Source organism: Croceicoccus esteveae, from assembly GCF_031846435.1.
Classification (GTDB): Bacteria; Pseudomonadota; Alphaproteobacteria; order Sphingomonadales; family Sphingomonadaceae; genus Croceicoccus; species Croceicoccus esteveae.
In genome coordinates, this window is record NZ_JAVRHS010000002.1 from 416,227 (window position 1) to 442,783 (window position 26,557).

Sequence of the window (26,557 nt, forward strand, 5' to 3'; positions counted from 1 at the left end):
GCCCTACGCATTGGCCTGACCGCGCGCAAGAGGCGGCTTGTCAGGATTGTCGCCAAGCAGAACCGGTTGCAATCATGCTGCCAACCGGTGCCGGATCAGGGGTCACCATCACCCCATAGCCGGTCCGCGCTGATATAACCACGATAGTCCCCGATCGCAATGGCGCACCAGCCATCGCTGCATCCATCAAGGCTGCCGACGACGCCTGGCGCTGCCTTCCACCGGAGCGGGGCAGCAGCATCCGGGCCGGCCCGGATGGGTGTCGGATCGCCAGGCGTGACAATTACCGTTCGATCTTCCGACAGGAAGCGGGCGACAATCCAACCGCGATCTCCGTCCGGATCTTCTATGAGCCGCCATCCGCTCAACCTGCGCACGACCTTCACCGGCAGATCTTCACGCTGGTAAACCCACTCCACCTTATAATTGCGGCCAGGACCGGACCGGGCATTCGCCCGCTCTGCACGCACTGACGCCCAGTAAGGCACTTCATCGGCAGCAAATGCAGGCGAAGGAGCCGGCAGGATGGCGAGACCTGCCGCAATGGCCATCGCACGCGCGGCAGGAACAGGGACGGCAGGAACAGGGACGGCAGAAATCCAGACAGCGGAATCCCGCACTTTTGCAAAGGCCGCGAATACGCGGGCCATCAGTGCACGGGCGGGCGGGATGGGAAGGTTCATGGTTGTTCGCGCATAGCCAAGGACACGCCTGTGCCGCAAGCTTCACAGCACTTGACCACACACCGTCCTGCGCTTTAGCTCCCCAGACATGGCGAACGAACCCTCCCCGCGACGCATTGCCGGCAAGCCCAGCGTCGTGGTGACGCGCACTCTCATGCCGCAGACGCAAACCCGGATGGCAGAGCTGTTCGATGTGACACTCAACGATGACGATCGGGAACTATCCCGCACAGAGATCCTGCACAGGTGCCAGAATGCCGATGTGATCGTGCCAACCGTGACAGACAGGATCGACGCGCAGCTGATCGCGCAGTTGCCGCAACGGCTTCGCCTCATTGCAAGCTATGGTTCGGGCACCGATCACATCGACCTGGCTGCCGCACGATCACGACACATCATCGTCACGAACACGCCCGGCGTTTTCACCGACGATACCGCCGACATGACCATGGCACTGATGATCGGCGTCATGCGCCGGATGCGCGAAGGGACCATGCTCGTGCGCCGCAATCTGTGGACCGGCTGGGCGCCCTCGGCGATGCTGGGCCGCCGCATGGGCGACAAGGTTCTCGGCATCGTCGGCATGGGCCGCATTGGCCAGGCGGTTGCTCATCGCGCGCGCGCGTTCGGCATGCAGATCATCTACCACAACCGACGCCGGCTGCCCGAATCGGTAGAGCGGATGTTCGGCGCCAGCCATTGCGAGACATTGGATGAACTGCTCACAGCAGCAGACATTGTCACCCTGCATTGCCCGGCCAGCGCCACAAGCCGCCAGCTTGTAGGTGAAAGGCAGATCGGTTTGATGAAAGATGGCGCAGTGCTGATAAACACCGCGCGTGGCGATATCGTCGATTATGAGGCGCTGATCACTGCGCTTGAGGCCGGGGCGTTATGGGGAGCAGGTCTCGACGTGTATCCTGGCGAGCCGCGGGTGGACGAGCGGCTGCTCTCCCACCCCAATGTCGTGACGCAGCCACACATCGGCAGCGCCACCGAAGAAGGTCGTGCCGCTTCCGGCGAAAGGGTTATCGCGAACATACGCGTATGGGCCGACGGACACCGGCCTCCCGACCAGGTTCTGGAAGGATGGACCTGAACGCACCCCGCGATCCGCTCAAACGTGGGGATCTTGCCCGCGCACGACATGGTTGATCAACTCTTTCAGTCGCCAATGAGGATCCTGTCGACCAGTTCCTGCACCGTGGGCGTGTAATTGTTGGAATAGAACGGGTCCTTGCGAAACCGAAAAGCGGAATGTCCCGCGAACATCAGATTTTGCTCCACCGGATCACCATGGGCAATATCCTGCAGAGTTTTCTGGATGCAGAAACTGCGTGGATCGGCAAGCCTCCCAGTGGTGTAATCATCATGGTCTTTCCAGGACGAGAAGGCACAATGCGACAGGCAGCCCATGCAGGCAGCCTGATCCTCGCGAATCGTGCCGCGTTCTTCGGGCGTGACGAACACGACCGTATCGTCGGGTGTTTTCAATGCATCGACATGGCCCTGCGCTGCCCATTCGTGCGCACGTGCACGGTCCTTGGGCGTAACCCAGAAGTTCTTTCCCTTGACGCCGACGTCGAGTTGCACGGTGTGTTCGCCTGCTTCCACCCGTGAATAGGGGATCTGACGTTCCGAACGTGCCTGCAGATTGCGCAGAAAGCTGTTCAGGACAGCGGATGAGTAAAATCCGGTCGGCGAAAACTTGTGCAGCAGGATATCGCCCGGTTCCAGTGTCCGCAGCGCATCTTTCCATTCCTGAGGAATCGGGCTTTCCTTTGTCAGCAGGGGTCGGGTGCCGAACTGGAATGCTATGCGGCCAAGTTCCGGATTGTCGATCCAGTCGGTCCACTCGCGCAGACACCAGACGCCGCCTGCCATGACGATGGGGACCTCAGGCGCAATTCCCTCGGCCGTCATCACATCGCGAAGAGCCTTGACCCGCGGGTAAGGATCTTCGGGTTTTAGCGGATCCTCGGCATTGGAAAGACCATTGTGTCCACCTGCAAGCCAGGGGTCCTCGTATACCACTGCTGCAAGCAGATCGGGGATCTTGGAATAAGAACGCTTCCACAGGGCGCGAAAAGCCCTGCCGCTGCTGATGATGGGCAGATAGTGCACATTATGACGCTGCGCGATCTCGGCAAGCTTGTAGGGCATGCCCGCTCCACAGGTGACGCCGGTCACAAGGCTGCCAACACGTGACAAGATGCCTTCCAGCACTTCCTGCGCCCCGCCCATTTCCCACAGGACATTGATGTTGATCGCGCCTTTGCCGCTAGCAATATCATGCGCGCGCTGCACCTGTTCGACCCCCCCATCGATGGCATAGCGGATCAGTTGCTCGTGACGCTCCTTGCGGGTCATCTGTTCATAGACCTGCGGAATGATCTTGCCTTCCGCGTCGTAGCTGTCGGCGTTGACCGCGCTGATCGTGCCAATGCCGCCTGCCGCTGCCCATGCCCCCGAACTGGCATGATTGCTGGCCGAAACGCCCTTGCCTCCCTCGATCAAGGGCCACACTTCGCGCCCGCCATAGGTGATCGGATCCAGACCCTTGAAACTCATGATGGTACGTCCTTGCCGGCTGACGGCATTGTTGCTTCAGCCATATTGTTCCTCATCCGCGATCCGGCAATGTCCTGCCTGCAAGCCTTGATCTCGTCCGGCTCCGGCCGGTTGCCTGCGCTTTCGAAGCGGGCGTAATATCCTGCGATATCAGGCCTGCGGTTAAAAGCAGCCAACCGGAACCCCACTGCCTGAAATTCGCAGAACAACAGCTTGGGCGCAATCCCATGCGCATCGCTCTGCCGGTCAGCATCAACCACGATGATCTGGCCACCTGCCTTCAGTGCAGGATGAAGGCGCCACAGGAAGGCGTAAGGCTCAGCCACTTCATGATACATGTGCACCAGAAATATCCGGTCGAAGCTCTCGGCGGGCAAACCGGGATCGTCCGGACGCCCAAGCTTGATCGAAACATTGTCCAGACGCTCGCGCTCGACCCGCTGACCAAGCTGGTCGACGGTGTCGCTGTCGATGTCCTGCGCCAGAACGCGCCCGGACGAGCCGACCCGTTCCGCCAGTCTTACGGTGTAATACCCCTCGCCCGCCCCGATATCCGCAACCGTCATGCCGGGACGGATATCAGCCATTTCCATGACAATGGCCGCTTCGCTCCGTTCATCCCGCGCACGTTCCGTCGAAAACCGGTTGCTGCCGATTTGCGATACCGGTCTGTCCGGTTCTGGAAATGCGCGAGCCGACGCCGGCCGGTCAGTGCCCGCCTCACGTATTTCGCACGCGGTCAGCAGCGCCGTTGCGGATGCAAGCGCTACAATTGCAGCGAAACGCCGCAGAGATGCCGACGCGGCTGCCATTGTCACTCGTCGTCCTGCACTTCGACCTTTTCGCCCGTAACCTGCTGCGCCAGGGCAGCTGAAATGAACGGGTCCAGTGCACCATCAAGCACTTCTGCCGGATTGGTCGAAACATGCCCGGTACGCAGATCCTTCACCTGCTGATAGGGTTGCAGGACGTAAGAGCGGATCTGGTGACCCCAGCCAATGTCCGTCTTGGCCTGGTACTCGCCGCTTGCCTCTGCTTCACGTTTCGCCAGTTCAGCTTCGTACAGCCGGGCCTTGAGCATGTTCATGGCCGTGGCCCGGTTCTTGTGCTGCGAACGGTCGTTCTGGCTGGCTACCACTATGCCGGTCGGCACATGCGTGATCCGCACCGCCGAATCTGTCGTGTTGACATGCTGACCGCCCGCACCCGATGCGCGATAGGTGTCGATCTTCAAGTCGGCCGGGTTGATGTCGACGTCGATATCGTCGTCGATGACCGGATAAACCCAGATGCTCGAAAAGCTGGTGTGCCGCCGCGCCGAACTGTCATACGGACTGATCCGGACCAGCCGGTGAACACCGCTTTCTGTCTTGGCATAGCCATAAGCATTGTCACCCTTGATCAACAATGTCGCCGATTTGATGCCGGCCTGTTCGCCTGCGTGATAGTCCACGATCTCCACCTTGAAGCCGCGCCGTTCGGCCCAGCGCGCATACATGCGCTGCAGCATTTCAGCCCAATCCTGGCTTTCGGTGCCACCTGCGCCGGCATGCACCTCAAGATAGGTGTCGTAACTGTCCGCTTCGCCCGATAGCAGTGCCTGCACCTTGTCCGTATCCGCTCGTTCAGCCAGCATGGACAGCGAACGGAGCCCTTCAGCGACCACGCTGTCATCGCCTTCTGCCTCACCCAGCTCTACAAACTCGACGGCGTCGGCCATTTCGGCAGAAATGTCGCGCACGGCGCCAGTGGCGCTTTCAAGCCGGCCACGCTCGCGCATGACTTCCTCCGCTCCCTTGGGATCATCCCACAAGGACGGATCTTCGACCCGTGCGTTCAACTCGTCGAGACGTCGCACCGCTCGGTCCCAATCAAGGGACCGGCGGATGAGCTCCAGTGCCGCTACAATGCGATCGACATGTGCTTGCCCTTCGGCACGCATGCAAACTTCTCCTGAAAGAGGGCTGCTTCTGCCTTGCCCTCGTCATGCCAACCGGTCCTGCCGCGCCGATCCCGGTCAACCGATCCGATTACAAGGCAGCAGGCGTATGTACCGCAGCAGTTACACTATGCTGCATACGCCATCAATTGCCCCGCTCTAGAAGCGGTATGCGCCTGAAGCAAGCTACGCACGCACAGCAGGGCACAGTCCTTACGGGCTGTCGATGAGCCGCACTGGAGCGGATCGCCAAGGTGAGCGGTTCAGTAGATGCCGCCCTGCTCTTCGAGGAAGCTGTCATCAACGCGGCGCGCCTGCGATCTTGTGGTGCCTTGCTGCTGGTCGGGCCGATCCCGCATCAACGCGCGCAGCGAGGAAACCGCTGCCATCCGCCGCTCCTCCAAGGTTTGACGGTTGGTGGAGCGGCGCGGCTCAGTGTCTGCCTTGAAAGCTTCCCAGATGATGGCAGGCTTGGCCTCGCCGGTCGGCCAGCCATCGAAAACCCGCTTGCCCGACCGTCTGTCGATGCGGACCATGCGCACGCCCTGAGGGGCGCGCACCGGCATCACTGGCCAGCGCTCCTTGGTTTCGGCAATCAACTGCTTGACGATTGGTGCGGCAAGCGTACCGCCCTGAGCATAACCACCCATGTTGCGCGGCTGGTCAAAGCCCATGTACACACCCGCGACCAGATCGGCCGAACCGCCTACAAACCACACGTTGGTGGGGCCGTTGGTGGTGCCAGTTTTCCCGAACAGCGGCAGATCGAGATCGCGCAGGACCGTTGCCGTTCCGCGCTGAACCACCCCTTCAAGCATGTGCACTGTCTGATACGCTGTGGCAGGATCCATTACCAGCCGCCCGGCAGGCTTGAGCCTTGGCATCGGCTTGCCATCAAATTCTGGCATATTGCATCCGATGCAGGGCCGTTCGTCTGCCCGCCAGATCACCTTGCCATCGCGATCCTGCACGAAATCGATAACGGTGGGTTCATACTGCCGACCGAGATTTGCAAGTGTAGCATAAGCGTTCACCATCTGCGTGACAGTCGTTTCACCAGCGCCAAGAGCAAAGGAAAGATATGGGTCGTAATCACCGATGCCGACCTGCTTGAAGGTGTTCACCACCTTGTCCATGCCGCTGTCGTTGGCAATATGGATAGTCATGAGGTTGCGGGATTGCTCCAGCCCCCAACGCATGGTCTGCGGACCGGCACCACGCTGATTGCCGAAATTCTGAAAGCATTTGTTACCCAGACGAGCCCCCTGCCAAACGCAGAACGGTCCATCCACCACCTTGGTCGCCGGTGTCATTCCGCTGTCCAGCCCGGTCGCATAGACAAAAGGCTTGATCGTGGACCCCGGTTGCCGGGCCGCCTGTGTGGCGCGGTTGAAGCTGCCCAGCTGCGAATCGAATCCGCCCTGCATCGCCATGATGCGACCGGTGTGTACATCCTCCACCACGAGTCCGCCCGACACTTCGGGCACCGTGCGCACGCGCCATCCACTTCCTTCTGGCGAAGCCACGATTACATCGCCTGCGGCAAGTGCATCGGGAATGGCGGACAAGGTGTGGGTTTCGCCATCGGTGAAGCCGATCCGGGCTGCGCCGCCGCTACTTTGCGTCACCACACCCACGCGCCAGTCGCGGTAATCCACAGCGAGGTTGGACACGATCAGCTGTGTCTGCCAATCCTCGTCCATGTCAACGGTAGCAATGGGGCCGTTCCAGCCGCGACTTCCATGATATCGGAGCAGTCCTGCCCGCAGGGCATCGCGCGCGGATCTTTGCAACTGGGTGTCCATCGATGTCCGCACCCACAGACCGCCAGCATACACCGAATTGGATCCGTCTTCTGCGTTTTCGCCATAGCGATCGATGAGACGCCGGCGCACTTCCTCGACAAAATAACCCGATGCACGATCATATTCAGTGATTCTGCGCGGTTGCAGCCCCAGTGGCTGCGCGATCGCTGCATCCACCTGCGCCTGCGTAGCCCAGCCATTGCTGCCCATCTGCTGCAAGACGTAATTGCGGCGGGCGATCGCCAGATCGGCATGTTTCTGGCGACTGTACCGTTCCGGCGCCTTGGGCAGAATGGCAAGGAAGGCCGCTTCATGCAGGTCAAGCTTCGCAACATCCTTGTCGAAATAAGCCCGACTGGCGGCTTGTACGCCGAAGCTCTGCCGACCAAGAGGGATTTCGTTCAGATACAATTCGAGGATCTGCTGCTTGGGCAGGACACCTTCAATTCTGCGCGCAAGGATCATCTCTTTCAGTTTGCGCGTGACGGAATATTCATCGCCAACAAGAATATTTTTCGCGACCTGCTGCGTAATGGTCGAGCCGCCCTTTGCCCTCTGGCCCGAACCCATCTTGCTGACGTAATCGACCACCGCCCCGGCAAGCCCGGTGTAATCCACTCCGCCATGAGTCCAGAAGGTCTTGTCCTCCGCCGACAGAAACGCGTTAATCAGCGGTTCGGGCAGGTCGACAAAACGCAGCTGCACTCGCCGTTCTCGGGCGTAACTGTTGATGATCTCCCCATCGGCACCGCGTACCATCGTGGGCAGAGGCGGCTGATAGGTCAGCAGGCGGTTGGCAGATGGCAATCCGGCGCCCAAAGCGACATATCCTGCGATGAACAGCGCGACCGCCGCAGCCAGGCCAATCGTCAGCCAACGCAGCAGCCGGTTTGCTTCCCAGATATTGCGCAGCCTCGCCAAGGAAGCGGAAGACCGGTTTTCGGGCGAAGCGGGAGGAGCCGTAGGTTCATTAATAGCTTGCATCGGGCAAGGCGAATAGCACGGGCGCAGGTGCGCTGGAAAGCCGATTTGCACCGGTTTGACAGGCAAGGTGATGCAGCGCTGCAAACACAGCACTGCGCAGGCCGGAGTGTTGATGCTTTTTATTGCCGGATGCTTCGCCGGGTGCTAGCGCGGGTCAACCGGTGGCAGATCCGGCAGGCATTTATTTTTGCCGGCCACTGCCCGCATGACCCGCGTGCTCCTGCTCGATTGGACGCCGGGTTTGCGCGTGTCATGCGCGGAACTGTCGTTCAGCAGGCCGGTTAGCCATGTCCTTGTCGACGGCGTGCACCTTATGTGTCGTGCGCGCGAAAACAAAGGCCAGGCCGGTAAGGTGATGATTGGTATGTTTCAGGTTAGTTCGATTGCTGCGCTCATGCTGCCCTGCAGGCAGTTTGCGTGTCGCACGAATGGGAAGCCTGCCATGACCTTGCCTGCTGACGACTCAGGGTTGGATATCGGGATCGGGGTGGCCCTGCCGTCGCTGGTGTCCCGTCAATTTTCGCCGTCGGAAGCGTGGTCCCCACGCTGGTCCGGCTTTCTTACGCATCGCGCTGATGCGGACAGATGCGCAGCGCGCATTCCCTTCAGCGCACCCCAGAACAGACGCGCGGCATCTGCCCGGCCCCTCAGGAGGCTGGCTGATGATCTGTGCGCACGGAGATACAATGATGACATCGCGCATGCTGATCGACGCGCGCCACCAGGAAGAAACCAGGGTGGCAGTGCTGAATGGCAACAGGATTGAAGAATTCGATTTCGAATCGAGTGACCACAAGCAGATCAAGGGCAACATCTATCTGGCAAAGGTAACGCGGGTTGAACCCTCGTTGCAGGCAGCTTTCGTGGATTTCGGCGGCAACCGTCACGGTTTCCTGGCCTTCAGCGAAATTCATCCCGATTATTATCAAATCCCCAAGCAGGACCGCGATGCCCTGCTGGCCGAAGAGCGCGAGCATGCAGAAGAGGAAGCGCGCCTGCGAGCAGCCGAGGACGACAACGACAGCGATGATGAAGACGACCTCGACGACAATGATGAAGACGGCGACAGCGGTGATGATGCCGATGCCGAAGACAGCGATGATGATGACTGCCAGGACGATGGGTCCGACGCCTTTGCCAACGAGATCGCCGACGATGAAGGGCTGACCGAAATAGACACGTCCGAAAAGGACGATGTTTCCACGATCGAAGACGGATCGGTTTCGGACGATACACAGGATGGCGAAGACGACGGCTCGGATCGCAGCGGCCGAGGCCGCGGCCGGCGACAGGGGCGCAATCGCAGCAGGAGCCAGGGGCGTGGATCGGGTCGCGCGAAGCCACGCGCGGCTGACGAAGCCCGCGCCAAGCGCCTTGCTCTACGCCGCCGCTACAAGATACAGGACGTGATCCAGCGCCGACAAGTGTTGCTTGTTCAGGTGGTCAAGGAAGAGCGCGGCAACAAGGGTGCAGCACTCACAACCTATCTCAGCCTCGCCGGCCGCTATTGCGTGCTCATGCCCAATTCCAACCATGGTGGCGGTATCAGCCGCAAGATCAGCTCCGCTGCGGATCGCAGCCGGCTCAAGCAGATCGTGGCCGAGATGGACCTGCCACGCAGCATGGGTTGCATCGTGCGTACGGCCGGGCTGTCGCGCACCAAGACCGAAATCAAGCGCGACTTCGACTATCTTGCGCGCCTCTGGGACGAGATCCGCGAACGGACGATGGAGTCCAGCGCCCCTGCCCTGATTCATTCCGACAGCGATCTGGTGAAACGCGCCATCCGCGACATCTACAATCGCGACATCGAGGAAGTCGTCGTCGAAGGCACGCAAGGGTACACCGCGGCAAGGGAGTTCATGAAGCTTCTGATGCCAAGCCATGTCCGCCGTGTGAAGCAATATGCAGACCCCGTTCCCCTGTTCCAACGGTACGGCGCCGAAGACCAGCTGACCGCGATGTACGAGCCTGTCGTGCAGCTCAAGTCGGGTGGTTACCTTGTCATCAACCCGACAGAAGCGCTGGTGTCGATCGATATCAACTCGGGCCGTTCCACCAAGGAACACGGCATCGAGCAGACCGCGCTCGCCACCAATCTGGAGGCGGCCAAGGAAATTGCCCGGCAATTGCGCCTGCGCGACATGGCCGGGCTGGTGGTGATCGACTTTATTGACATGGAGAACAATTCTTCCATTCGCAAAGTCGAGAAATGCCTCAAGGACAGTCTGAAGGCTGACCGGGCGCGTATCCAGGTCGGGCGCATTTCAAGCTTTGGGCTGCTCGAAATGAGCCGGCAGCGCCTGCGCACCGGGGTTTTGGAAGCAAGCACGCGCGATTGCCCGCATTGCGACGGCATCGGGCTTGTGCGCACAGCATCGAGTGCAGGCCTGTCTGCCCTCCGGCTGATCGAGGATGAAGCCGCCAAGGGCAAGGGCAGCATGATCAGCCTTCATGCAAGCATGGAAGCGGCGGTTTACCTGCTGAATGCAAAGCGGGCGGACCTGGTCGAGATCGAGCAACGCTACGGCGTCGTGGTCGAGGTCAATCCCGAAGGCGAGAACGAAGGCGCCAAGATGCGCGTTGCATCATCAGGCCCGCGTCCAGAACCCGTAGCACGACCGGCGCCCGCAATCGTGACCGAACTGCTCGACGAAGATCCTGTCGAGCACATCGCTGATGATGAGGATGAGTACACGGATAACGTGCGCGAAGAAGCCTCCGCCAATGATGATGATGGTGGCGGTGATGATGATGGTGATGTCGATCAGCCGAAACGGCGTCGGCGCAGGCGCGGTGGTCGGCGCAATCGATCGCGCAATGGCGACGATCAGCGCAGTGCCGCAGATGGAAAAGCTCCAGGCCAGGACGGTGCGCCCGAAGCTGATCCCGATGACGCAGACAAGGCGGACGATGCCCGTTCTAATGACGACACCAGTCCTGCCGTGCATGACAACGCACAGGATGAGCCAACCACGACGGCTGAGCAAAACCTTCCGCAGGATGGACAGGGTGCCGACACTGGTGCAGAAACTGCACCCAAGAAGCGCCGCCGGTCTCGCCGCAAGCCCGCCGGTGACGAGCCGGAGCAGGTAAACGTTGAGCCAGCCGGCATGGACGATGCCGCCGGTGAGAAGCAGGATTCCGTTGCTGAAGAAGCGAGCACAGAACCGGCACAATCCGGCCAGGATGATGATGCAGCGCCCAAGCCACGTCGTCGCACCCGTCGCAAGCCTGCCGCCGCTGTCAAGGAAGGGGAGCAGGAAAGCGAGACAGGCGCTGCGCCGGAAAAACCGCGCGCTCGCCGCCCTCGCCGGAAAAAAGGCGAAGGCGTTCAGGAAGCTGCAGACCAGACCGCGAATGCAGAACGGGTTCCTGAAGCGCAGCCTTCTGCCGCGGATGCAGGCACAGCAGCGTCGGCACCTGATGCCTCGCCCCAACTTGCAACTGCCGAACCCACGAGGAGGGATCTGCCAGCGTAGCGACGGAGCAGAAGGATGATGCGGCCCAGGCGCCACGTCGTGGCTGGTGGCAACGCACCTTCGGCGCCTGATAGCAAAGACGTACGCCAGGGAGTGCCGGCTGGCTGCCGTCAGTTCGGCCGCAGCAATCCGGACAGGGTCCGCCTGTAATGGGCGGGCCCGCCGGGCGGTTCCGAACGTGTCACCAGGCTATTTTGCTGCCATCGAAAGCAACGAAGCTGCCGCTGTCTTCGGCTTGCAAGGCACTTGCCACATCAAGCAGCTTTGCAGCAGCATTGTCCGGGGTGAAAAGCTTCTGTTCGGCGGTCGAACCGGTAAACGGTTCCGACAGTCCCGTCCTTACCGTTCCCGGATGATAAGCCACCGCAACAGCGCCAGGGTTGACCCGCTCCAGTTCGATGGCAACATTGCGCACGATCATGTTGAGCGCAGCCTTTGACGCACGGTAGCTGTGCCACCCGCCCAACCGATTGTCGCCGACAGATCCCACGCGGGCCGAGATGGCGAGAAACACTGAAGCTGCATCCTTGCGCATGATGGGCACGAAGTGCTTCGCTGCCAGTGCAGGCCCGATGGTGTTGACCATGAAGACCTCTGCCATGGCGTCAGCATCGATGGAGCGCCAGCTGCGTTCGGGACGGATCTGCGGCAGGCTTTGCAAAACGCCGGTTGCCACCACGCACAGGTCCACAGGGCCAGCCTGCGCAATTTGAGCGGCAGCTTTTTCCAGGCTCGTTTCATCCGCATAATCAAAGAAAAACGGGCGTATTGCTGCAATGCTCGCGACATCGGCGAGAGCCGGGGCGGTGCGCCCGCCTGCGTGGATCACCTTGGGGCCAGTGTCTCCGGCAAGCCTGGCGCAGATCGCCGCGCCGACGCCACCTGAAGCGCCGAGGACGACGCAATTCGTGAACCGTTTGTAAGCCATGGCGATAAGGCTTTCCGCTCCTGTCAGGTTTCTGTGCAAGCTTCAGGGTGGGTCATCGTTCGGCATTGCACAATCGTTTTGTGATCCTAACTACATAGTCACACATCACGGTTCAAACCGCTGACCGGCTGCTGGCGCAGGAGCAACATTCGTGCCAACGCTTGACTTGCGGGCTGTGCTGCTATTGATGGATCAACGCTTTCGACCAGATTATGGACATGAACCATGGCAACTTTCACGCTTCCCAAGAACAGCAGGATAACCGGGGAAAGCAGAACCCATGCTGCCGAAACAACGGGCAATCTGAAACAGTTCAAAGTCTACCGCTACGATCCCGATAGCGGCGAAAACCCGCGTTACGATCATTTCTCGATTGATCTGGACAGTTGCGGCCCGATGGTGCTCGACGCGCTGATCAAGATGAAGAACGAGCAGGACGCGAGCCTGACGTTCCGCCGGTCCTGTCGTGAGGGTATCTGCGGATCATGCTCAATGAACATCAATGGTCGCAATGCCCTTGCCTGCACCACCTCCATCGAGGATTGCGGTGCAGGAGAGGTTCGGATTACGCCGCTGCCGCACATGGCAGTGGTGAAGGATCTGGTGCCTGATTTTACCCATTTTTACGCGCAATATGCCTCCATCCGGCCATGGCTGCAGACAGTTACGCCCGCTCCTGCCGGCAAGGAGCGCCTGCAGTCGCCGGAACAGCGGGCCCAGCTTGACGGTCTTTACGAGTGCATCTTGTGCGCGTGCTGCTCCACCGCGTGCCCGAGCTATTGGTGGAATTCCGATCGGTTCCTCGGTCCAGCGATCCTGCTGCAGGCTTACAGGTGGCTGGCGGACAGCCGGGACGAGATGACCGGCGAGCGGTTGGACGAACTCGAGGATCCATTTCGGCTTTACCGATGCCATACCATCATGAATTGCGCGAACGTCTGCCCCAAGGGGCTCAATCCAGCAAAGGCGATTGCGGAAATCAAGAAGATGGAAGCTGAACGGTTGGTCTGAGCGTTCTTGATTGCAGCCACCAATATCCGCCAGCCGGCCGGCACTTACCCGGTGCAGTTGGCGTCCATCACCTGTAACGCATTGCGCTGCCGGCGGGCCGGGCGCCTAATTGGTCGCGTAATGACATGATGATGACGGTGCTGCGATGACGGTGCTATTATGACCGGGCTGATCGAACGTTATGAGGTGCTGGTCGCGACAGGCGAGTTGAAGCCTGATGCCGAGCAGCGTCAGTGCGTCGTCGCGCTGAGCCGACTGCAGAATGAACTCGAACAGGCTGCTCCGCAAAAAAGGGGTGTGCTGAATCGTCTGTTCAGAACGTCGGTATCGGCGCCTCCTGGCGGGATTTACATGTGGGGCGGCGTCGGACGCGGCAAGTCCATGCTGATGGACCTTTTTCATGAAACACTGGCAATAGAGGCGAAGCGGCGGGTCCATTTCCACGAGTTCATGCTCGAGGTACATGAACGGCTGCGGCAGGAACGGCTCAGGGAGCTTGGCGACCCCATCCAGCCGGTCGCCGCTGCGCTGGCGAGCGCGTTACGCTGCCTTGCCTTTGACGAGATGGTCGTGAACAATTCGGCCGATGCGATGATCATGAGCCGCCTGTTTACCGCGCTTATGGATCAAGGCGTCACCATCGTGACGACATCCAACCGGCCACCAGGCGACCTGTACAAGGATGGGCTGAACCGGGAGCATTTCCTGCCCTTTGTCGAACTCATCCGGCAACGGCTGGAGGTAATCGCGCTCAACGGTCCGGTGGACTACCGCCTGCAACGGCTGGGCGGAATGGACATGTGGCACTATCCGTTGGGAGAAGAGGCGACCGACAAAGCGCGTGATGCGTTTTTCCGGCTTACCGACTATCCACCCGAGGATGCCGACAATGTCAGCGGAACCGATCTGGCAGTGAGCAACGGCAGGACTATCTGGGTGCCCAAAAGCCTCAAAGGCGTAGCGGCGTTCTCGTTCAAGAGATTATGCGAACAACCACGTGGCGCTGCGGATTACCTCGCGATTGCGCGCAACTACCACACCGTGATCATTGTCGGTATTCCGCAGCTCGGACCAGATAGCCGCAATGAAGCGGCCCGGTTTGTCACACTTATTGATGCGCTCTATGAAAACGGCGTCAAGCTGATTGTCGCAGCGCAAACCGCTCCTGAGCAATTGTATAAAGCCGGCGACGGCAGCTTCGAATTCGAGCGCACCGTCAGCCGGCTTAATGAAATGCAATCGGCCGAATATCTGGCTTTGGGGCATGGTGCCCAATGACTGATCGCATCTAATCTGCATTGTCATGTGCAGTCAGCAGCAGGTGGTAACTACACGCGGCTGACGCACTCCCAACGCTGCTCGAGCTTGCGTCTTGAGTGATCCACCTGGCACCGCATCCTGCCCTAAGCTAAGTTTTGGGTCCGTCGACAACTTGCGCCGCCTTGCGGTCGGCGGCGGGATATTCACTCGGGCTCACCTGTGAATTGAACTTGGCGGTGTTGTACAGCTGGCTGTTTTTCTGCGGGTCGTCCGTGTGCGGAAGTTCGTCAGGGTCGGTGCTCTTTGTCGCCTTGGCTGACGAATCATTCCGAGGCTCTGTGTGCTTGGTCATGACAGTTTCCTTTCATCCGCCAAACGGCTGTGGGCAAGGTCATGTTCCCGCAGATATGTCGGCCTTCCGCGCGTTCCTGAGTCCGCACACATGCGCCTCCTAGATGTGCAGCGCCTTGTCGTATGCAGACAGCACGCTTTCGTGCATCATCTCGGAAAGAGTCGGATGCGGAAAGATGCTTTGCATGAGCTCTGCCTCGGTGGTTTCCAGCGTCTTGCCCACGACATAGCCCTGGATCAGTTCGGTTACTTCGGCACCGATCATGTGCGCCCCCAGCAACTCGCCTGTGGTGGCGTCGAACACCGTCTTGATGAACCCCTCGGCTTCTCCCAGCGCAATCGCCTTGCCATTTCCCATGAACGGGAAATTACCCACCCGCACGGTATGGCCCGCGCTCCTAGCCTTGGCTTCGGTCAAACCGACGCTCGCGATCTGCGGGTGGCAGTAGGTGCAGCCGGGGATCATATTGCGATCAAGAGGATGCGGATGAACATCCGTGTTTCCGAGATCGCGCGCAATGGCTTCTGCTGCGGTAACGCCCTCATGGCTTGCCTTGTGCGCCAGCCACGGGCCCGGCGTGCAGTCACCGATAGCCCAAAGGCCGTCGACACCGGTACGGCCCATCGGATCGATCTGGATAAAGCCGCGCTCCATCTTCACGCCGGCTTCGGCAAGCCCGATATCTTCTGTATTGGGTACGATCCCTACAGCAGAAATGACATGGCTGAACCGCGTTTCGACCGTCTTGCCGTCGTTGCCCTTGATCCGTGCCACCACGCCTTTCTCGCGCTTGTCGATGCTTTCGACGCTGGCGCCGGTCTGGATGCTGATACCCTGCCTGGTGAGTGACTTCTGAAGAAATGCAGAAATTTCTTCATCCTCTACCGGGACGATCCGGTCCAGCATTTCGACGATAGTGACCTTGGAACCCATGTCGTTGAAGAAGCTGGCAAATTCAATTCCGATTGCACCCGATCCGATAACCAGAAGCTGCGAAGGAATTTCACGCGGCGTCATCGCATGCCGATAGGTCCAGATCCGCTCCCCATCTGCCGGGGCAAATGGCAGTTCGCGCGCGCGCGCGCCAGTCGCAACGATGATGTGTTTGGCGGCAATCTCGTGCTGCTTGCCGTCCTGGTCGGTCACGGACAGCTTGCCCATGCCGCCACTGCGACCCGCCAGGCTGCCACTGCCGAAGTGAACAGCAATGCCGTTCTTCTTCATCAGATGCGTCACTCCCTTGTTGAGCTGTGACGCAACCCCGCGCGACCTTTTGACCACCGCAGCCAGATCGGCTTCGATGCCAGTGGCTGCAAGCCCGTAATCCTTGGCGTTCTGCATGTAGTGGAAGATTACTGCCGACCGCAGCAACGCCTTGGTCGGAATGCAGCCCCAGTTCAGGCATACTCCGCCCAGCAATTCCCGCTCCACGATGGCGGTCTTGAGGCCGAGCTGCGAAGCACGGATTGCGGCGACATATCCGCCCGGACCCGATCCCAACACGACCACGTCATAGCTATCTGCCATCTTTCACTCCTACCCGTGCACCGGACGCGGTCGTCCATTGTCGTCAATCGCAACGAAGGTAAACTGCGCTTCTGTCACCTTGACACGCGTTTCCTCATGCCGGTGGCGCCGCCATGCCTCTACTGCGATCTTGATCGAGGAACTGCCGGTGGCGGTCACTTCGGCATAGACGGAAACTTCGTCGCCGACTGCCACCGGCTGATGAAACTGCATGCCGTCCATTGCGATGGTCACAGCGCGACCGCGGCAAAGCAGCGACGCGGCAAGGCCCGCCCCGCTGTCCATCAGCGCCATCAGCCACCCGCCGAATATGTCACCATACGCGTTGGTGTCGGCGGGCATGGCAGTCATGCGAATTACCGGCTGCCCCACAGGCCCGCTCATCAGGTCAGCAATGCCAGCGGATTCTCGATCAGTTGCTTGAATGCGGCCATCAGTTCAGCGCCATCGGCACCGTCGATCGCGCGATGGTCGAAGCTGCCCGTTACGCTCATCACCGATGCGATCTGCAAGGTATCGTCCACGACAAACGGGCGCTTCTGTCCTGCGCCTATTGCCATGATCATCGCCTGTGGCGGATTGATGACGGCGGAAAACTGCTTGATGCCGTACATGCCCATGTTGGTGAGCGATGCCGTGCCACCCTGATATTCCTCCGGCTGCAGCTTGCCGTCACGGGCACGAGCCGCAAGATCGGTTATTTCTGCCGATATCTTCGAAATCGATTTTGCCGCCGCATCCTTGATGATCGGCGTGATGAGACCATCCGGGATCGACACGGCGACCGACACGTCCACCCGGCTGAACATCAGCAGCTGATCGCCGGTGTATTGGACGTTGCACTTCGGCACGATCTCCAGTGATCGGGCAAGCGCCTTGATCATCAGATCGTTTATCGAAAGCTTGATGCCCTGTGCCGCCAGCGCATCGTTCATCTCCCTGCGCAGCTTCAGCATTGCATCCAGCCGGGCATCGACGGTGAGGTAGATGTGCGGGACCTGCTGCTTCGATTCGGTAAGGCGCCGCGCGATCGTCTTGCGCATCATGCTGAGCTTGCGCGCCTCGTGCGGGATACCGAAATCCTGCGCGGAAGGAGATTCACGTTCTGCCTGACCGGCTGCCGCAGCCTGATCCTGTGGTCGCGCTGCGCTGGCAGTGCGGGCATTTTCGATATCAGCCTTCACGATCCGGCCGTGCGGACCGGTGCCGGCGACTGCGGCAAGATCGATGCCTCTGTCCGCTGCAATCCGCCTGGCAAGCGGCGATGCGACGATACGCTCTCCCGATGAGCCAGTGCGGGATGGCTGTTCCTGAGCGGATGAGGGCGGCGTCTGCTCACGTGTGCGGTTCTGCTCGCCGGCGACTTTTTCCTGGCGGTCCTGCAGCTCTATTTGCGCAGCATCGCGGCCGGGGGAGGGCTCCGCCTTGTTCTTCGAGTGGTTCGCATCCGGCTCGTCAGCCTTGGTTCCGGATGCGTCCGGCGCACTGTTCCGACTGGCTGCGGCCACGGCTTCGGGGTCCTCGCCTTCCTGCGCCAGAGTGGCAATGATCGTGCCAACCTTGACGTTTTCCGCGCCGCCTTCAACGGCGATGGAGGCCACAACGCCTTCATCGATGGTTTCGAACTCCATCGTCGCCTTGTCGGTTTCAATTTCCGCAATGATGTCGCCCGGCCCGATCCTGTCGCCGGCTTTCACCAGCCAGCGGGCAAGTGTGCCCTCCTCCATGGTTGGCGACAAAGCGGGCATCTTGATGTCGATCGGCATTGGGAAATCGTTCCAATTCTACGGTGAACCGGGGAAAGACCCTGTTGCGACGCATGCCGCCCATGGTCAAGTGGCGATACGAATTCGCTTGCATCGCCGCTGCCCCTTCTCACAGATCAGGCCAGGGCATCAGGGGACAGCCGGCATGCGGATTTATCTTGTTATCATGGACGAAACACCGGAAGCCAGCGCGGCCTTGCGGCTTGCGTCGCATCTGGCGGCGGGCAACGGCGGCGCGGTGCATGTCATCGCATTGGTTCCCAAACAGGATTTCGTCGCGTTCGGCGGCGTGCAGGCAACGATGGAAGAGGAGGCAAAAAGCCGCGCCGAGGTGCTGGTGATGGCCGCGGCCGGCAATCTTCTGACGCAAAGCGGACGAATGCCTGTCATTTCGGTCCGCATCGGCATCGGCACCCAGGTGGTCAAAACCTATCTTGCCGAACAGCCTGGCATCGCCGCCCTGGTGCTGGGCGCGGCTCCCGAAGGACCCCCCGGTACGCTGGTGACCCATTTTGCCGAAACTGCCGGCGACCTGCCCTGCCCGCTGATCATTGTGCCAGGGCGCCTGTCGGATGACGAGATTGACGCCATTGCCTGATGTGGCAGGTTACGGCAGCCATATTGGCGCATGCTGAACGATCAGAACTCCGGCTGGCCGGCGGCTGTCATCGCTTGCGGTTGCTGTGGCGGATATTTGCAGGCCGGCCACGCGGACCCTGCGTGGTTCCCGACCGCGCCTTGCCCTTGTGGACGATCTTCCTGCCGCGAGGCTCGACGCTTCCTTCGGACGCGGGCAGTTCGAACTTCAAGGCACCCGAAAGCGGGTTTGCCTCTGCCAGCCGTAACTTCAGCCGGTCGCCCACGGCAAATTGCGTACCGGTGTCGCTGCCTTTCAGAAGCTGGGCCTTTTCATCATAGGTGAAATACTCATCCCCCAAGGTGGAGATCGGCAGCAAACCATCCCCGCCAAACCCGATGATGGTGGCGAACAGGCCGAATTTCTGCACCCCTGTCACGCGGGTGTCGAATATTTCGCCAACCCGGCCGGACAGCCAGGCCGCTACATAACGGTCGATGGTGTCCCGCTCTGCCTCCATGGCGCGGCGTTCGGTCTTGCTGATGGCGTCGGCAATGCCATCGAGTGCTGCCCGGTCCTTGTCAGAGAGGCCGGATCGCGCGGGAATGGATGTGTCCAGCGGTCGAGCCTGTTCAAGCGCAAACGCATCCACAAGCGCGCGATGCACCAGCAGATCGGCATAACGGCGGATGGGAGAGGTAAAATGCGCGTAGCTGCCCAGGGCCAGCCCGAAATGCCCGGCATTGGCAGGACCGTAATAAGCCTGTGTCTGCGTGCGCAACACCTGTTCCATGATGAGCATGCGCTCGGTATCGTCGGCTGTATCCTTGATCAGTCGGTTGAAGATGCCCGGCGTGATCACCTGGCCAAGCGTGAAGTTGCGCTCCAGCGTGGCGAGATACTCCTTCAAAGCCATCAGCTTTTCGCGACTAGGTGTTTCGTGAATCCGGTACATGACCGGCGCGACTTTGCTTTCCAGCGCCTTTGCCGCTGCCACATTGGCCGCAATCATGAAATCCTCGACCACGCGATGCGCATCCAGCCGTTCGCGTACGGCGATTTCGCTGATCCGCCCCTGCTCATCCAGCATCACCCGCCGTTCGGGCAGATCAAGATCGAGCGGGTCGCGCCCGGTCCGTGCGGAATTGAGCCGTTCCCAGCACGCCCACAGGTTCGTCAGCGGTTCCAAGGCCGTGCCATCGTCGATCCGCGCCTGCGCATCTTCATAGGCAATCACCTCGGCAATCTGCACGATGGCGCGCGTAAACCGATGGTCGCGAATGCGACCCTGTGCATCGATCCGCAGGTGGCACGCCATGGCAGCACGCGGCTCCCCCTCGCGCAAGGAACACACGTCAGCCGACAGCACCTCGGGCAGCATCGGCACGACCCGATCGGGGAAATAAACCGAATTGCCACGCTTGCGCGCCTCGTTGTCGATGGCGCTGCCTGGCCGGACATAGTAGGACACATCGGCAATCGCGACAATGGCGCGCCAGCCGCCTGCATTGGCGGGATCGTCATCGGGAGCAGCCCAGATCGCATCATCATGATCGCGGGCATCGGCAGGATCAATGGCAACGATAGGCAGGTGGCGAAGGTCTTCGCGCTGATCAGCCAACAGTGGCAACGCTGCTGCGTGCTGCGCTGCGTCCTGCACTTCCGGCGGAAAAACGAATGGAATATCATATTTGTGGATGGCGATGAGGCTGAACGCCTTGGGGGCGAGCGGGTTGCCCAGCACTTCCACGACCTTCATGCCTGCCCGCGCCGACTTCGCTACAGGTTCGGCAAGTACCAGCTGGCCATCCCGAGCGCCGCCGACATCCGCGATTGCCACAGAGTTGCGCACAGACTTTTCCACAGGGGCGAGCCATGCCTTGCCCGTGCGATCAATTTCCACAACGCCCATCATCGCGGTTTCAGCGTCGGGCAGCTTTTTCATCACATGCGCACGCCAGCCGGTGCCCGTCTCCTCGGTCCGGGCGAGCACCCGGTCACCTTTCCTGAGAGCAGGAAACGGCCGCTTGCCCTTGGTTTTGCGGTCAACCACGCGCAGGCGCGGCGCTGGCTCGCCGCTGTCAGGCGACCAGCTTTCGGGAACGGCAATCGCCTCGCCTTCCTCTATATGCGTGACTTTGAGGACAGTGACTTTCGGCACGCCGCCCATGCGCTGGAACGCGGAATTGCCGCCATCGATCAGCCCTTCCTCAGCCATGTCGCGCAGCATTGCTTTCAGCGCGATCTTGTCCTGCCCCTTCAATCCGAAATGACGGGCAATCTCCCGCTTGCCGGCAGGTGTTGGCGAATTGCCGATAAAGTCGAGCACCTGCTTCTGGCTGGGCAATGCAGGATGTGGGGGCGTGGCCTTCATGCACACCATGTGGGCTGCACCGCTGCCGCGCGCAAGCAACTTGCGTGCAGGGTTGCATGGAGGAGCACACCGCTTGCATAGCATCGGGGCCAGATTATCAGACTTGCACCAGCCGCAGCAGGACCATGCTATGCCTTCCCACGTCTCCCCCGATCAGATCCGCGCCCGATTCTCCGCCGCGATGTCGGCGATGTATCGGACAGAAGTGCCGCTTTACGGACAGCTACTCGACATCGTTGCATCTGTGAACGCGACGCACGGCGATGCCGTCGACGAAGGGCGACTGGGTGCTGAACGACACGGAGCGATCCGCGTGGGTACCGCAGCGGAGCTATCAGCGCTGCGCCGGCTGTTCGCGGTCATGGGCATGCATCCGGTGGGCTATTATGATCTGTCTGTAGCCGGTATGCCCATCCACTCCACTGCCTTTCGCCCGATCACCGCTGCGGCGATGACGGCCAATCCGTTCCGCATGTTCTGTTCGCTCCTGCGGCTGGAGCAGGTGGAGGAACGCGCGGTGCGTGATATCGCTGCAGAGATCCTGGCAAGCCGGCGCATCTGTTCGGACAGGCTCATGGACCTGATTGCGCAGGCAGAGGCCGATGGTGGGCTGCCGGACGGAGATGCAGCGGCATTCCTTGACGAAGCTGTCGGTGTGTTCCGCTGGCACGGCACTGCGCGGGTTGATCTTGCGACCTATCGCGAACTTGTCGCGGCACATCGCCTTGTCGCCGACATCGTCAGTTTTGCCGGGCCGCACATCAACCATCTGACACCGCGCACCGTCGACATCGATGCGGCGCAGCGCGAAATGCAGCGGCGGGGGATGGTTGCGAAGGAATCCATAGAAGGGCCGCCCCGGCGGCGCTGCCCGATCTTGCTGCGGCAAACAAGTTTCAAGGCCTTGTCGGAGCCTGTTTCCTTTGGCGGAGAGACAGGGGCGCACACGGCCCGGTTCGGGGAGATCGAGCAGCGTGGCGCAGCTTTGACACGCAAGGGCCGCGAGCTGTACGACACTTGTCTTGCCGCTGCACAAGAGGCCGGTGATGACCCCATCGCGCTCGCCAGCGCATTTGACGAATTTCCCGACGACTGGAGCGAAATGCAACGCGAAGACCTGGCGTTCTTCTACAACGAAGATCATGTCAGTGACACAGGCGAGTCAGGTACTGGGCCCCGACCGATAACCTATGAAGATTTTCTGCCGGTCAGCGCGGCCGGGATCTTCCGCTCGAACCTAGACACCGACAGAAGCAAGGCCGGCGCTGGACACCCCGCACAGACGGAACTCGAATCAGCGCTTGGTACACAGATCCACGATCCATTCGTGCTTTACGCAGCCGATGCAGCCAGGACCGCCGCACCTGGCTGACCGGCACGATTGTGATCTTCAGTAGGCGCGACCGACGTATATCGTCTCTACCGCAGGCTCCGCTGTAAAGAAGCACCTGCCCTCAGGAGCAGGTTCGTCAAGCGGCGTGTTGCGAATGGTGATCTTCAATCCCTTCATCTGTTCGACGATGGCATCAAGAGCGCCGCCGGTTGGACGGGCCCAGGGCAGCGCCACCCAACCCGGCTTTTCCTCGGCGTCGGCAAAATGCGCCGCAAGGTCCGCCATGCTGGCAACGTCCCGCCTGATGGCGCCATCGCGGCGCATCCGCGCAAAATCGTAAAGACCCTGCTGCATTTCTGCCAGCATGTCTCCGGCTGCTGCCGCAAAAGCGTCGCAGTCCTGCGTGAAGAAATCGGGCTTGCCATCGTCGCGCCAGAGCCGGTCGCGTCGCAGGATGGAAAGCTGCCCCGCCTCCATGTCGCGCGTGCCAACCTCGATGATGAGCGGAGCGCCTCGCCGGACCCACGACCAGCGCTTGACCGCCGGCTTGCCACCCTTGGTATCCAGCAGCACGCGGATCGGCTCCCGCAACGCGTCCTGCGCCACAAGCGCCATGCGCACCTTGTCGCAGAATGCCAGGATCTGTGCATCCTCTTCCTTGCCGCGCAACAGCGGCAGGATGATGATCTGATGCGGCGCGATGGCAGGCGGGACGCATAGCCCGTCATCGTCGCCATGCGTCATGATCACCCCGCCGATCAGCCGGGTCGAAACCCCCCAGCTGGTGGTGTGGCACAATTGCTGCTGCCCCTGATCGTCCTGATACCGAATATCCGCTGCCTGAGCAAAAGTCGTCCCGAGGTAATGTGACGTGCCGGCCTGCAATGCCTTGCCATCCTGCATCATGGCCTCGATGCTGTAGGTGGCGTCAGCGCCTGGAAACCGCTCGTTCTCTGGCTTCTCCCCCGCAATCACCGGCATCGCCAGCACGGTTTCGGAAAATTCGCGATACACTTCGAGCATCTTGAGCGTTTCGGCCATGGCATCGGCCTTGTCGGCATGGGCGGTATGCCCCTCCTGCCAGAGAAATTCGCTGGTCCGCAGGAACATGCGCGTGCGCATTTCCCACCGCACCACATTGGCCCACTGATTGATGAGCAAAGGCAGATCGCGCCAGCTTTGCACCCAGCGGCTCATCGCCTGACCGATCACGGTTTCGGAGGTCGGCCGCACGACCAGCGGCTCTTCCAGCCGCGCATCGGGATCGACGACCAGCTCGCCATCCTGGAGTTTCAGCCGGTGATGGGTGACAACCGCCATTTCCTTTGCAAAGCCTTCGACATGCTCTGCCTCTTTGGCGAAGTAGGAAACTGGAATGAACAGCGGAAAATAGCAGTTTTCATGCCCCGTCGCCTTGATGCGTTCATCAAGCAGGCGCTGGATCCGTTCCCAGATCCCCCAACCCCATGGCTTGATGACCATGCAGCCGCGCACACCGGAATCCTCGGCAAGATCGGCCTGCGAAATGACAGCCTGATACCAGGCGGCAAAATCATCCTCGCGCCGGATGTCCAGCGCGTGGCGGATGGTCGGAAACTTGGCATTGTCCTTCGCAGCCACAGGCGCTTTTCCTTGCAGATTGGGGCATGGAGCGGCAGCCCTGCCCTCCTGCATTGCGGCTCGCCTTATTGCGCCTGCAGCCGTTTGCCAAGCATGGCGTTCACTTGCCCAAGCGGTCGAGGCGGCTCTGCATTTCCGCCATCTGCTTGCGCAGCAGATCAAGATCATCCTGCACAGCATCCGTTGAGCCGCTGACAGGAACCGCAGACGGTGTCCCACCGCTGCCTTCATCATCGCCCGTTTCGTCCTGAGGCGCGCTGCCGGGCATGAAAGCGGCGGTGGCGGCCTTGAACATGGCGAGGTTCTGCTGCGCCAGTTTGGCAATGGGGCTGGCCCCCAGACTGCCTTCGAGCGCCTTGCGCATTTTCATCTGGTTTTCACGAAAATGCTGCATCGACATTTCAAGGTAATGAGGAACCATGGACTGCATGGAATTGCCATACATCGAGATGAGGTCGCGCAGGAAACTGACCGGCAGCATCTGCGAACCGCCCGACGCTTCTTCATCCATGATGATCTGTGTCAGGATCTGATGCGTGATGTCGGTGCCCGACTTTGCATCCACTACCTGAAAATCGATGCCATCGCGGGTCATCTTCGCAAGGTGGTCAAGTGTTATGTAGCTGGAACTATCGGTGTCATAGAGCCGCCGGTTGGCGTATTTCTTGATGACGATAATGCCATCGGCCGCTTCGTTTCTTGCCATGGCAGTCCTGATCGCACCTTTGTAGGAAATCTTGCTTATGCTGCACCTGTTGTAGCATGCGCTGCAATTGCGAAGCAAGCTTTGCTCAGCAATGCAGCCGCTGCCCGAGCAAGGTCAGCAATTCATATTGAGACAGCCCGCTGCACCTCGCTGCATCCGGCAAGCGATAGCTTGCCGTGACCCAATCGCCCTCGCCAAGCTGCATTGCCTGCGCAAGGTCGAGAGCGACCATATCCATCGACACCCTGCCGATTACCGGCAGTACAGCGCCTTCGTGGCAAAACACCCCCCGACCGCTCCAGTTTCGCAGATAGCCATCGGCATAACCAATTGAAACAATGCCGATCCGCATGTCCGCAGGCGCGGTAAAGGTCGCATTGTAGCCGATCGTGGCACCGGCTGGCACTTGCCGCGTTTGCAGGATCATGGCCTGAGGCGCGACGACATCACGAATGACGCCGTCAAGCTCGCTACGCGGCACCCCGCCATAGAGCGCAAGACCAGGCCGGGTGAGATCATGATGATAGCAAGAGCCAAGCGCGATCCCCGCGCTGTTGGCAAGGCTGGCGCGGCGATGCCGGATTGCCGTGATCGCTTGGCTGAACAACGCCTGCTGACGCATGTTCATTGCATTGTCCTCATCGGCGCATGCAAGGTGCGAAAGCAAGGTATCGATCTCCAGGGTGTTCAGCGCATCGCCCCAATCCCGATCGGCAAGCCCGAGGCGGTTCATGCCGGTGTCTACCATCAGATCGCAGACGCCGCCACCTGCCGCCCGCCATCGTTCGACCTGCTGGCCGCTGTTGAGCACCGGGCGCAGTCCCGTCGCCAGTGCAAAGGCTGTTTCGGCGTCATTAGCCGGGCCATGCAGGACCGATATCATGGACGCGGGCACATGAGCCATGACAGCGGGTCCCTCGCGCCAGTGCGCGACATAGAACTGCCTGCATCCAGCCTTCGCAAGAGTCGGAACGACGCGGTCGACACCGGTGCCATAAGCGTTTGCCTTGACCGCTGCCCCTGCCTGCGCCTTGCCTGACATCCGGTCTAGCGCTCGCCAATTGTCCGCCAGAGCAGCCGCATCGAAGGAGAGGCGCGCCGCCTGTGGGGGTAAAACCGCGCCTCCTGTGCTGACGTCGCTGTCGACAACCTCAGGCTCTGCGCCTTGGCCTCTCATCGTGCAAAGGTTCCCGCCAGGTCCTCGGGCATGACCCAGATACCGATCGGCCTTGTTCTGGCGATCGCCACCCGGCCGTGCCGAAGATCAACGGACGCATTGCCGGTCTGCCGTATGACAGAACCAGTGTCGACATCGTTGCAACGCACAATCTGCTGTGGCTTGGGGAAGCAGGCAGAGGTTTGCAGCAATCTCCGGCCATGCAAAAGGCGGGCTGCACCATTACCCCGGGCATTTTTCTTTGCCGGCAACACGCCTGCGCCGCAGGACACACGCATCTTGACTGGCCGCCACCCGTGCAAGGCGGGCTTGTGATTGCAAGAGACTGCCCGCCACCGGCTACCCCGCGTCGGCCGGTCAGGGGCAAGCGGATCGTCGTCACACGCGTCGCCGGCGATCACATCAAGTGCCTGCCGCGCATCTCCGAGCGCTGCTGGTCTGGCCGGTGCGCTCATGCTCCGG

At 60.7% G+C, this 26,557-nt stretch carries 20 protein-coding genes; 6 read left to right on the forward strand and 14 right to left on the reverse strand.

Going from position 1 to position 26,557, the window contains the following annotated elements:
• Window positions 1–95: 95 nt before the first annotated feature.
• Complete coding sequence (locus tag RM533_RS04890; protein WP_311340071.1) at window positions 96–683, reverse strand: SH3 domain-containing protein; 588 nt, start codon at window positions 681–683, stop codon at window positions 96–98.
• Between the two features lie 88 nt (window positions 684–771).
• Between RM533_RS04890 and RM533_RS04895 the strand changes: the two genes are divergently transcribed.
• Window positions 772–1,782, forward strand: a complete 1,011-nt coding sequence (locus RM533_RS04895) for a 2-hydroxyacid dehydrogenase (RefSeq protein WP_311340072.1) — start codon at window positions 772–774, stop codon at window positions 1,780–1,782.
• A 65-nt stretch (window positions 1,783–1,847) separates the two neighbouring features.
• Here the strand turns inward: RM533_RS04895 and RM533_RS04900 are convergent, their stop codons facing one another.
• The 4 genes from RM533_RS04900 to RM533_RS04915 form a co-directional block, all read right to left on the reverse strand.
• Entirely contained in the window at window positions 1,848–3,254 is a 1,407-nt protein-coding gene (locus tag RM533_RS04900) for an NAD(P)H-dependent flavin oxidoreductase (RefSeq protein WP_311340073.1), read from the reverse strand.
• Window positions 3,251–4,066 carry a methyltransferase domain-containing protein gene (locus tag RM533_RS04905; RefSeq protein ID WP_311340176.1) on the reverse strand — a complete coding sequence of 272 codons (816 nt, stop codon included), beginning with the start codon at window positions 4,064–4,066 and terminating at the stop codon, window positions 3,251–3,253. The genes RM533_RS04900 and RM533_RS04905 overlap by 4 nt, the downstream gene beginning before the upstream one ends.
• 2 nt (window positions 4,067–4,068) lie before the next feature.
• Window positions 4,069–5,196, reverse strand: a complete 1,128-nt coding sequence (gene prfB, locus RM533_RS04910) for a peptide chain release factor 2 (RefSeq protein ID WP_311340074.1) — start codon at window positions 5,194–5,196, stop codon at window positions 4,069–4,071.
• A 260-nt stretch (window positions 5,197–5,456) separates the two neighbouring features.
• The gene (locus RM533_RS04915; protein WP_311340075.1) at window positions 5,457–7,982 is read right to left on the reverse strand and encodes a penicillin-binding protein 1A; all 2,526 of its coding nucleotides are present in this window, start codon (window positions 7,980–7,982) and stop codon (window positions 5,457–5,459) included.
• 689 nt (window positions 7,983–8,671) lie between these two features.
• On the opposite strand from RM533_RS04915, the gene RM533_RS04920 reads away from it, so the two are divergent.
• On the forward strand, window positions 8,672–11,464 hold the full coding sequence (locus tag RM533_RS04920) for an Rne/Rng family ribonuclease (protein WP_432265034.1): 2,793 nt from the start codon (window positions 8,672–8,674) through the stop codon (window positions 11,462–11,464).
• Between the two features lie 181 nt (window positions 11,465–11,645).
• Here RM533_RS04920 and RM533_RS04925 read toward each other — a convergent pair whose 3' ends face one another.
• Window positions 11,646–12,392, reverse strand: coding sequence for an SDR family NAD(P)-dependent oxidoreductase (locus RM533_RS04925; protein ID WP_311340076.1), 747 nt, complete (start codon window positions 12,390–12,392; stop codon window positions 11,646–11,648).
• Between the two features lie 225 nt (window positions 12,393–12,617).
• Between RM533_RS04925 and RM533_RS04930 the strand changes: the two genes are divergently transcribed.
• Together RM533_RS04930 and zapE are read left to right on the forward strand one after the other, a co-directional pair.
• Window positions 12,618–13,403, forward strand: a complete 786-nt coding sequence (locus RM533_RS04930) for a succinate dehydrogenase iron-sulfur subunit (RefSeq protein WP_311340077.1) — start codon at window positions 12,618–12,620, stop codon at window positions 13,401–13,403.
• Between the two features lie 159 nt (window positions 13,404–13,562).
• Window positions 13,563–14,681, forward strand: coding sequence for a cell division protein ZapE (zapE, locus tag RM533_RS04935; protein ID WP_311340078.1), 1,119 nt, complete (start codon window positions 13,563–13,565; stop codon window positions 14,679–14,681).
• 130 nt (window positions 14,682–14,811) lie between these two features.
• Here the strand turns inward: zapE and RM533_RS04940 are convergent, their stop codons facing one another.
• The 4 genes from RM533_RS04940 to RM533_RS04955 all read right to left on the reverse strand — a co-directional run bounded on the left by RM533_RS04940 (window position 14,812) and on the right by RM533_RS04955 (window position 18,308).
• On the reverse strand, window positions 14,812–15,015 hold the full coding sequence (locus tag RM533_RS04940) for a hypothetical protein (RefSeq protein WP_311340079.1): 204 nt from the start codon (window positions 15,013–15,015) through the stop codon (window positions 14,812–14,814).
• A 99-nt stretch (window positions 15,016–15,114) separates the two neighbouring features.
• Complete coding sequence (gene lpdA, locus RM533_RS04945; RefSeq protein WP_311340080.1) at window positions 15,115–16,542, reverse strand: dihydrolipoyl dehydrogenase; 1,428 nt, start codon at window positions 16,540–16,542, stop codon at window positions 15,115–15,117.
• A 9-nt stretch (window positions 16,543–16,551) separates the two neighbouring features.
• A complete protein-coding gene (locus RM533_RS04950; RefSeq protein WP_311340081.1) occupies window positions 16,552–16,926 on the reverse strand; it encodes an acyl-CoA thioesterase in 375 nt (124 codons plus the stop codon).
• Window positions 16,926–18,308, reverse strand: coding sequence for a pyruvate dehydrogenase complex dihydrolipoamide acetyltransferase (locus RM533_RS04955; protein ID WP_311340082.1), 1,383 nt, complete (start codon window positions 18,306–18,308; stop codon window positions 16,926–16,928). Before RM533_RS04955 ends, RM533_RS04950 begins: the two co-directional genes overlap by 1 nt.
• Before the next feature lie 145 nt (window positions 18,309–18,453).
• Between RM533_RS04955 and RM533_RS04960 the strand changes: the two genes are divergently transcribed.
• Complete coding sequence (locus RM533_RS04960) at window positions 18,454–18,906, forward strand: universal stress protein (RefSeq protein ID WP_311340083.1); 453 nt, start codon at window positions 18,454–18,456, stop codon at window positions 18,904–18,906.
• Window positions 18,907–18,973: 67 nt separating this feature from the next.
• On the opposite strand, the gene rnr is transcribed toward RM533_RS04960, so the two are convergent.
• Entirely contained in the window at window positions 18,974–21,268 is a 2,295-nt protein-coding gene (rnr, locus tag RM533_RS04965; RefSeq protein ID WP_432265026.1) for a ribonuclease R, read from the reverse strand.
• Between the two features lie 121 nt (window positions 21,269–21,389).
• Here rnr and hglS point away from each other — a divergent pair, with 121 nt between their 5' ends.
• Entirely contained in the window at window positions 21,390–22,631 is a 1,242-nt protein-coding gene (hglS, locus tag RM533_RS04970) for a 2-oxoadipate dioxygenase/decarboxylase HglS (protein ID WP_311340085.1), read from the forward strand.
• 18 nt (window positions 22,632–22,649) lie between these two features.
• Here the strand turns inward: hglS and proS are convergent, their stop codons facing one another.
• From proS to alr, 3 genes are all read right to left on the reverse strand, one after another.
• Complete coding sequence (proS, locus tag RM533_RS04975) at window positions 22,650–24,179, reverse strand: proline--tRNA ligase (RefSeq protein WP_311340178.1); 1,530 nt, start codon at window positions 24,177–24,179, stop codon at window positions 22,650–22,652.
• A 133-nt stretch (window positions 24,180–24,312) separates the two neighbouring features.
• A complete protein-coding gene (phaR, locus tag RM533_RS04980) occupies window positions 24,313–24,918 on the reverse strand; it encodes a polyhydroxyalkanoate synthesis repressor PhaR (RefSeq protein WP_311340086.1) in 606 nt (201 codons plus the stop codon).
• An 85-nt stretch (window positions 24,919–25,003) separates the two neighbouring features.
• The gene (gene alr, locus RM533_RS04985; protein ID WP_311340087.1) at window positions 25,004–26,095 is read right to left on the reverse strand and encodes an alanine racemase; all 1,092 of its coding nucleotides are present in this window, start codon (window positions 26,093–26,095) and stop codon (window positions 25,004–25,006) included.
• Window positions 26,096–26,557: the final 462 nt, after the last annotated feature.

Bases quoted from the DNA above. Each gene is read 5' to 3' on its own strand.
- RM533_RS04925 (WP_311340076.1), bottom strand. From the start codon at position 12,392: ATGGCTTACAAACGGTTCACGAATTGCGTCGTCCTCGGCGCTTCAGGT.
- RM533_RS04955 (WP_311340082.1), bottom strand. From the start codon at position 18,308: ATGCCGATCGACATCAAGATGCCCGCTTTGTCGCCAACCATGGAGGAG.
- RM533_RS04890 (WP_311340071.1), bottom strand. From the start codon at position 683: ATGAACCTTCCCATCCCGCCCGCCCGTGCACTGATGGCCCGCGTATTC.
- hglS (WP_311340085.1), top strand. From the start codon at position 21,390: ATGCCTTCCCACGTCTCCCCCGATCAGATCCGCGCCCGATTCTCCGCC.
- zapE (WP_311340078.1), top strand. From the start codon at position 13,563: ATGACCGGGCTGATCGAACGTTATGAGGTGCTGGTCGCGACAGGCGAG.
- rnr (WP_432265026.1), bottom strand. From the start codon at position 21,268: ATGGTGTGCATGAAGGCCACGCCCCCACATCCTGCATTGCCCAGCCAG.
- RM533_RS04930 (WP_311340077.1), top strand. From the start codon at position 12,618: ATGGCAACTTTCACGCTTCCCAAGAACAGCAGGATAACCGGGGAAAGC.
- RM533_RS04895 (WP_311340072.1), top strand. From the start codon at position 772: ATGGCGAACGAACCCTCCCCGCGACGCATTGCCGGCAAGCCCAGCGTC.
- RM533_RS04960 (WP_311340083.1), top strand. From the start codon at position 18,454: ATGCGGATTTATCTTGTTATCATGGACGAAACACCGGAAGCCAGCGCG.
- RM533_RS04950 (WP_311340081.1), bottom strand. From the start codon at position 16,926: ATGAGCGGGCCTGTGGGGCAGCCGGTAATTCGCATGACTGCCATGCCC.
- phaR (WP_311340086.1), bottom strand. From the start codon at position 24,918: ATGGCAAGAAACGAAGCGGCCGATGGCATTATCGTCATCAAGAAATAC.
- prfB (WP_311340074.1), bottom strand. From the start codon at position 5,196: ATGCGTGCCGAAGGGCAAGCACATGTCGATCGCATTGTAGCGGCACTG.
- RM533_RS04940 (WP_311340079.1), bottom strand. From the start codon at position 15,015: ATGACCAAGCACACAGAGCCTCGGAATGATTCGTCAGCCAAGGCGACA.
- lpdA (WP_311340080.1), bottom strand. From the start codon at position 16,542: ATGGCAGATAGCTATGACGTGGTCGTGTTGGGATCGGGTCCGGGCGGA.
- RM533_RS04905 (WP_311340176.1), bottom strand. From the start codon at position 4,066: ATGGCAGCCGCGTCGGCATCTCTGCGGCGTTTCGCTGCAATTGTAGCG.
- alr (WP_311340087.1), bottom strand. From the start codon at position 26,095: ATGAGAGGCCAAGGCGCAGAGCCTGAGGTTGTCGACAGCGACGTCAGC.
- RM533_RS04900 (WP_311340073.1), bottom strand. From the start codon at position 3,254: ATGAGTTTCAAGGGTCTGGATCCGATCACCTATGGCGGGCGCGAAGTG.
- RM533_RS04915 (WP_311340075.1), bottom strand. From the start codon at position 7,982: ATGCAAGCTATTAATGAACCTACGGCTCCTCCCGCTTCGCCCGAAAAC.
- RM533_RS04920 (WP_432265034.1), top strand. From the start codon at position 8,672: ATGACATCGCGCATGCTGATCGACGCGCGCCACCAGGAAGAAACCAGG.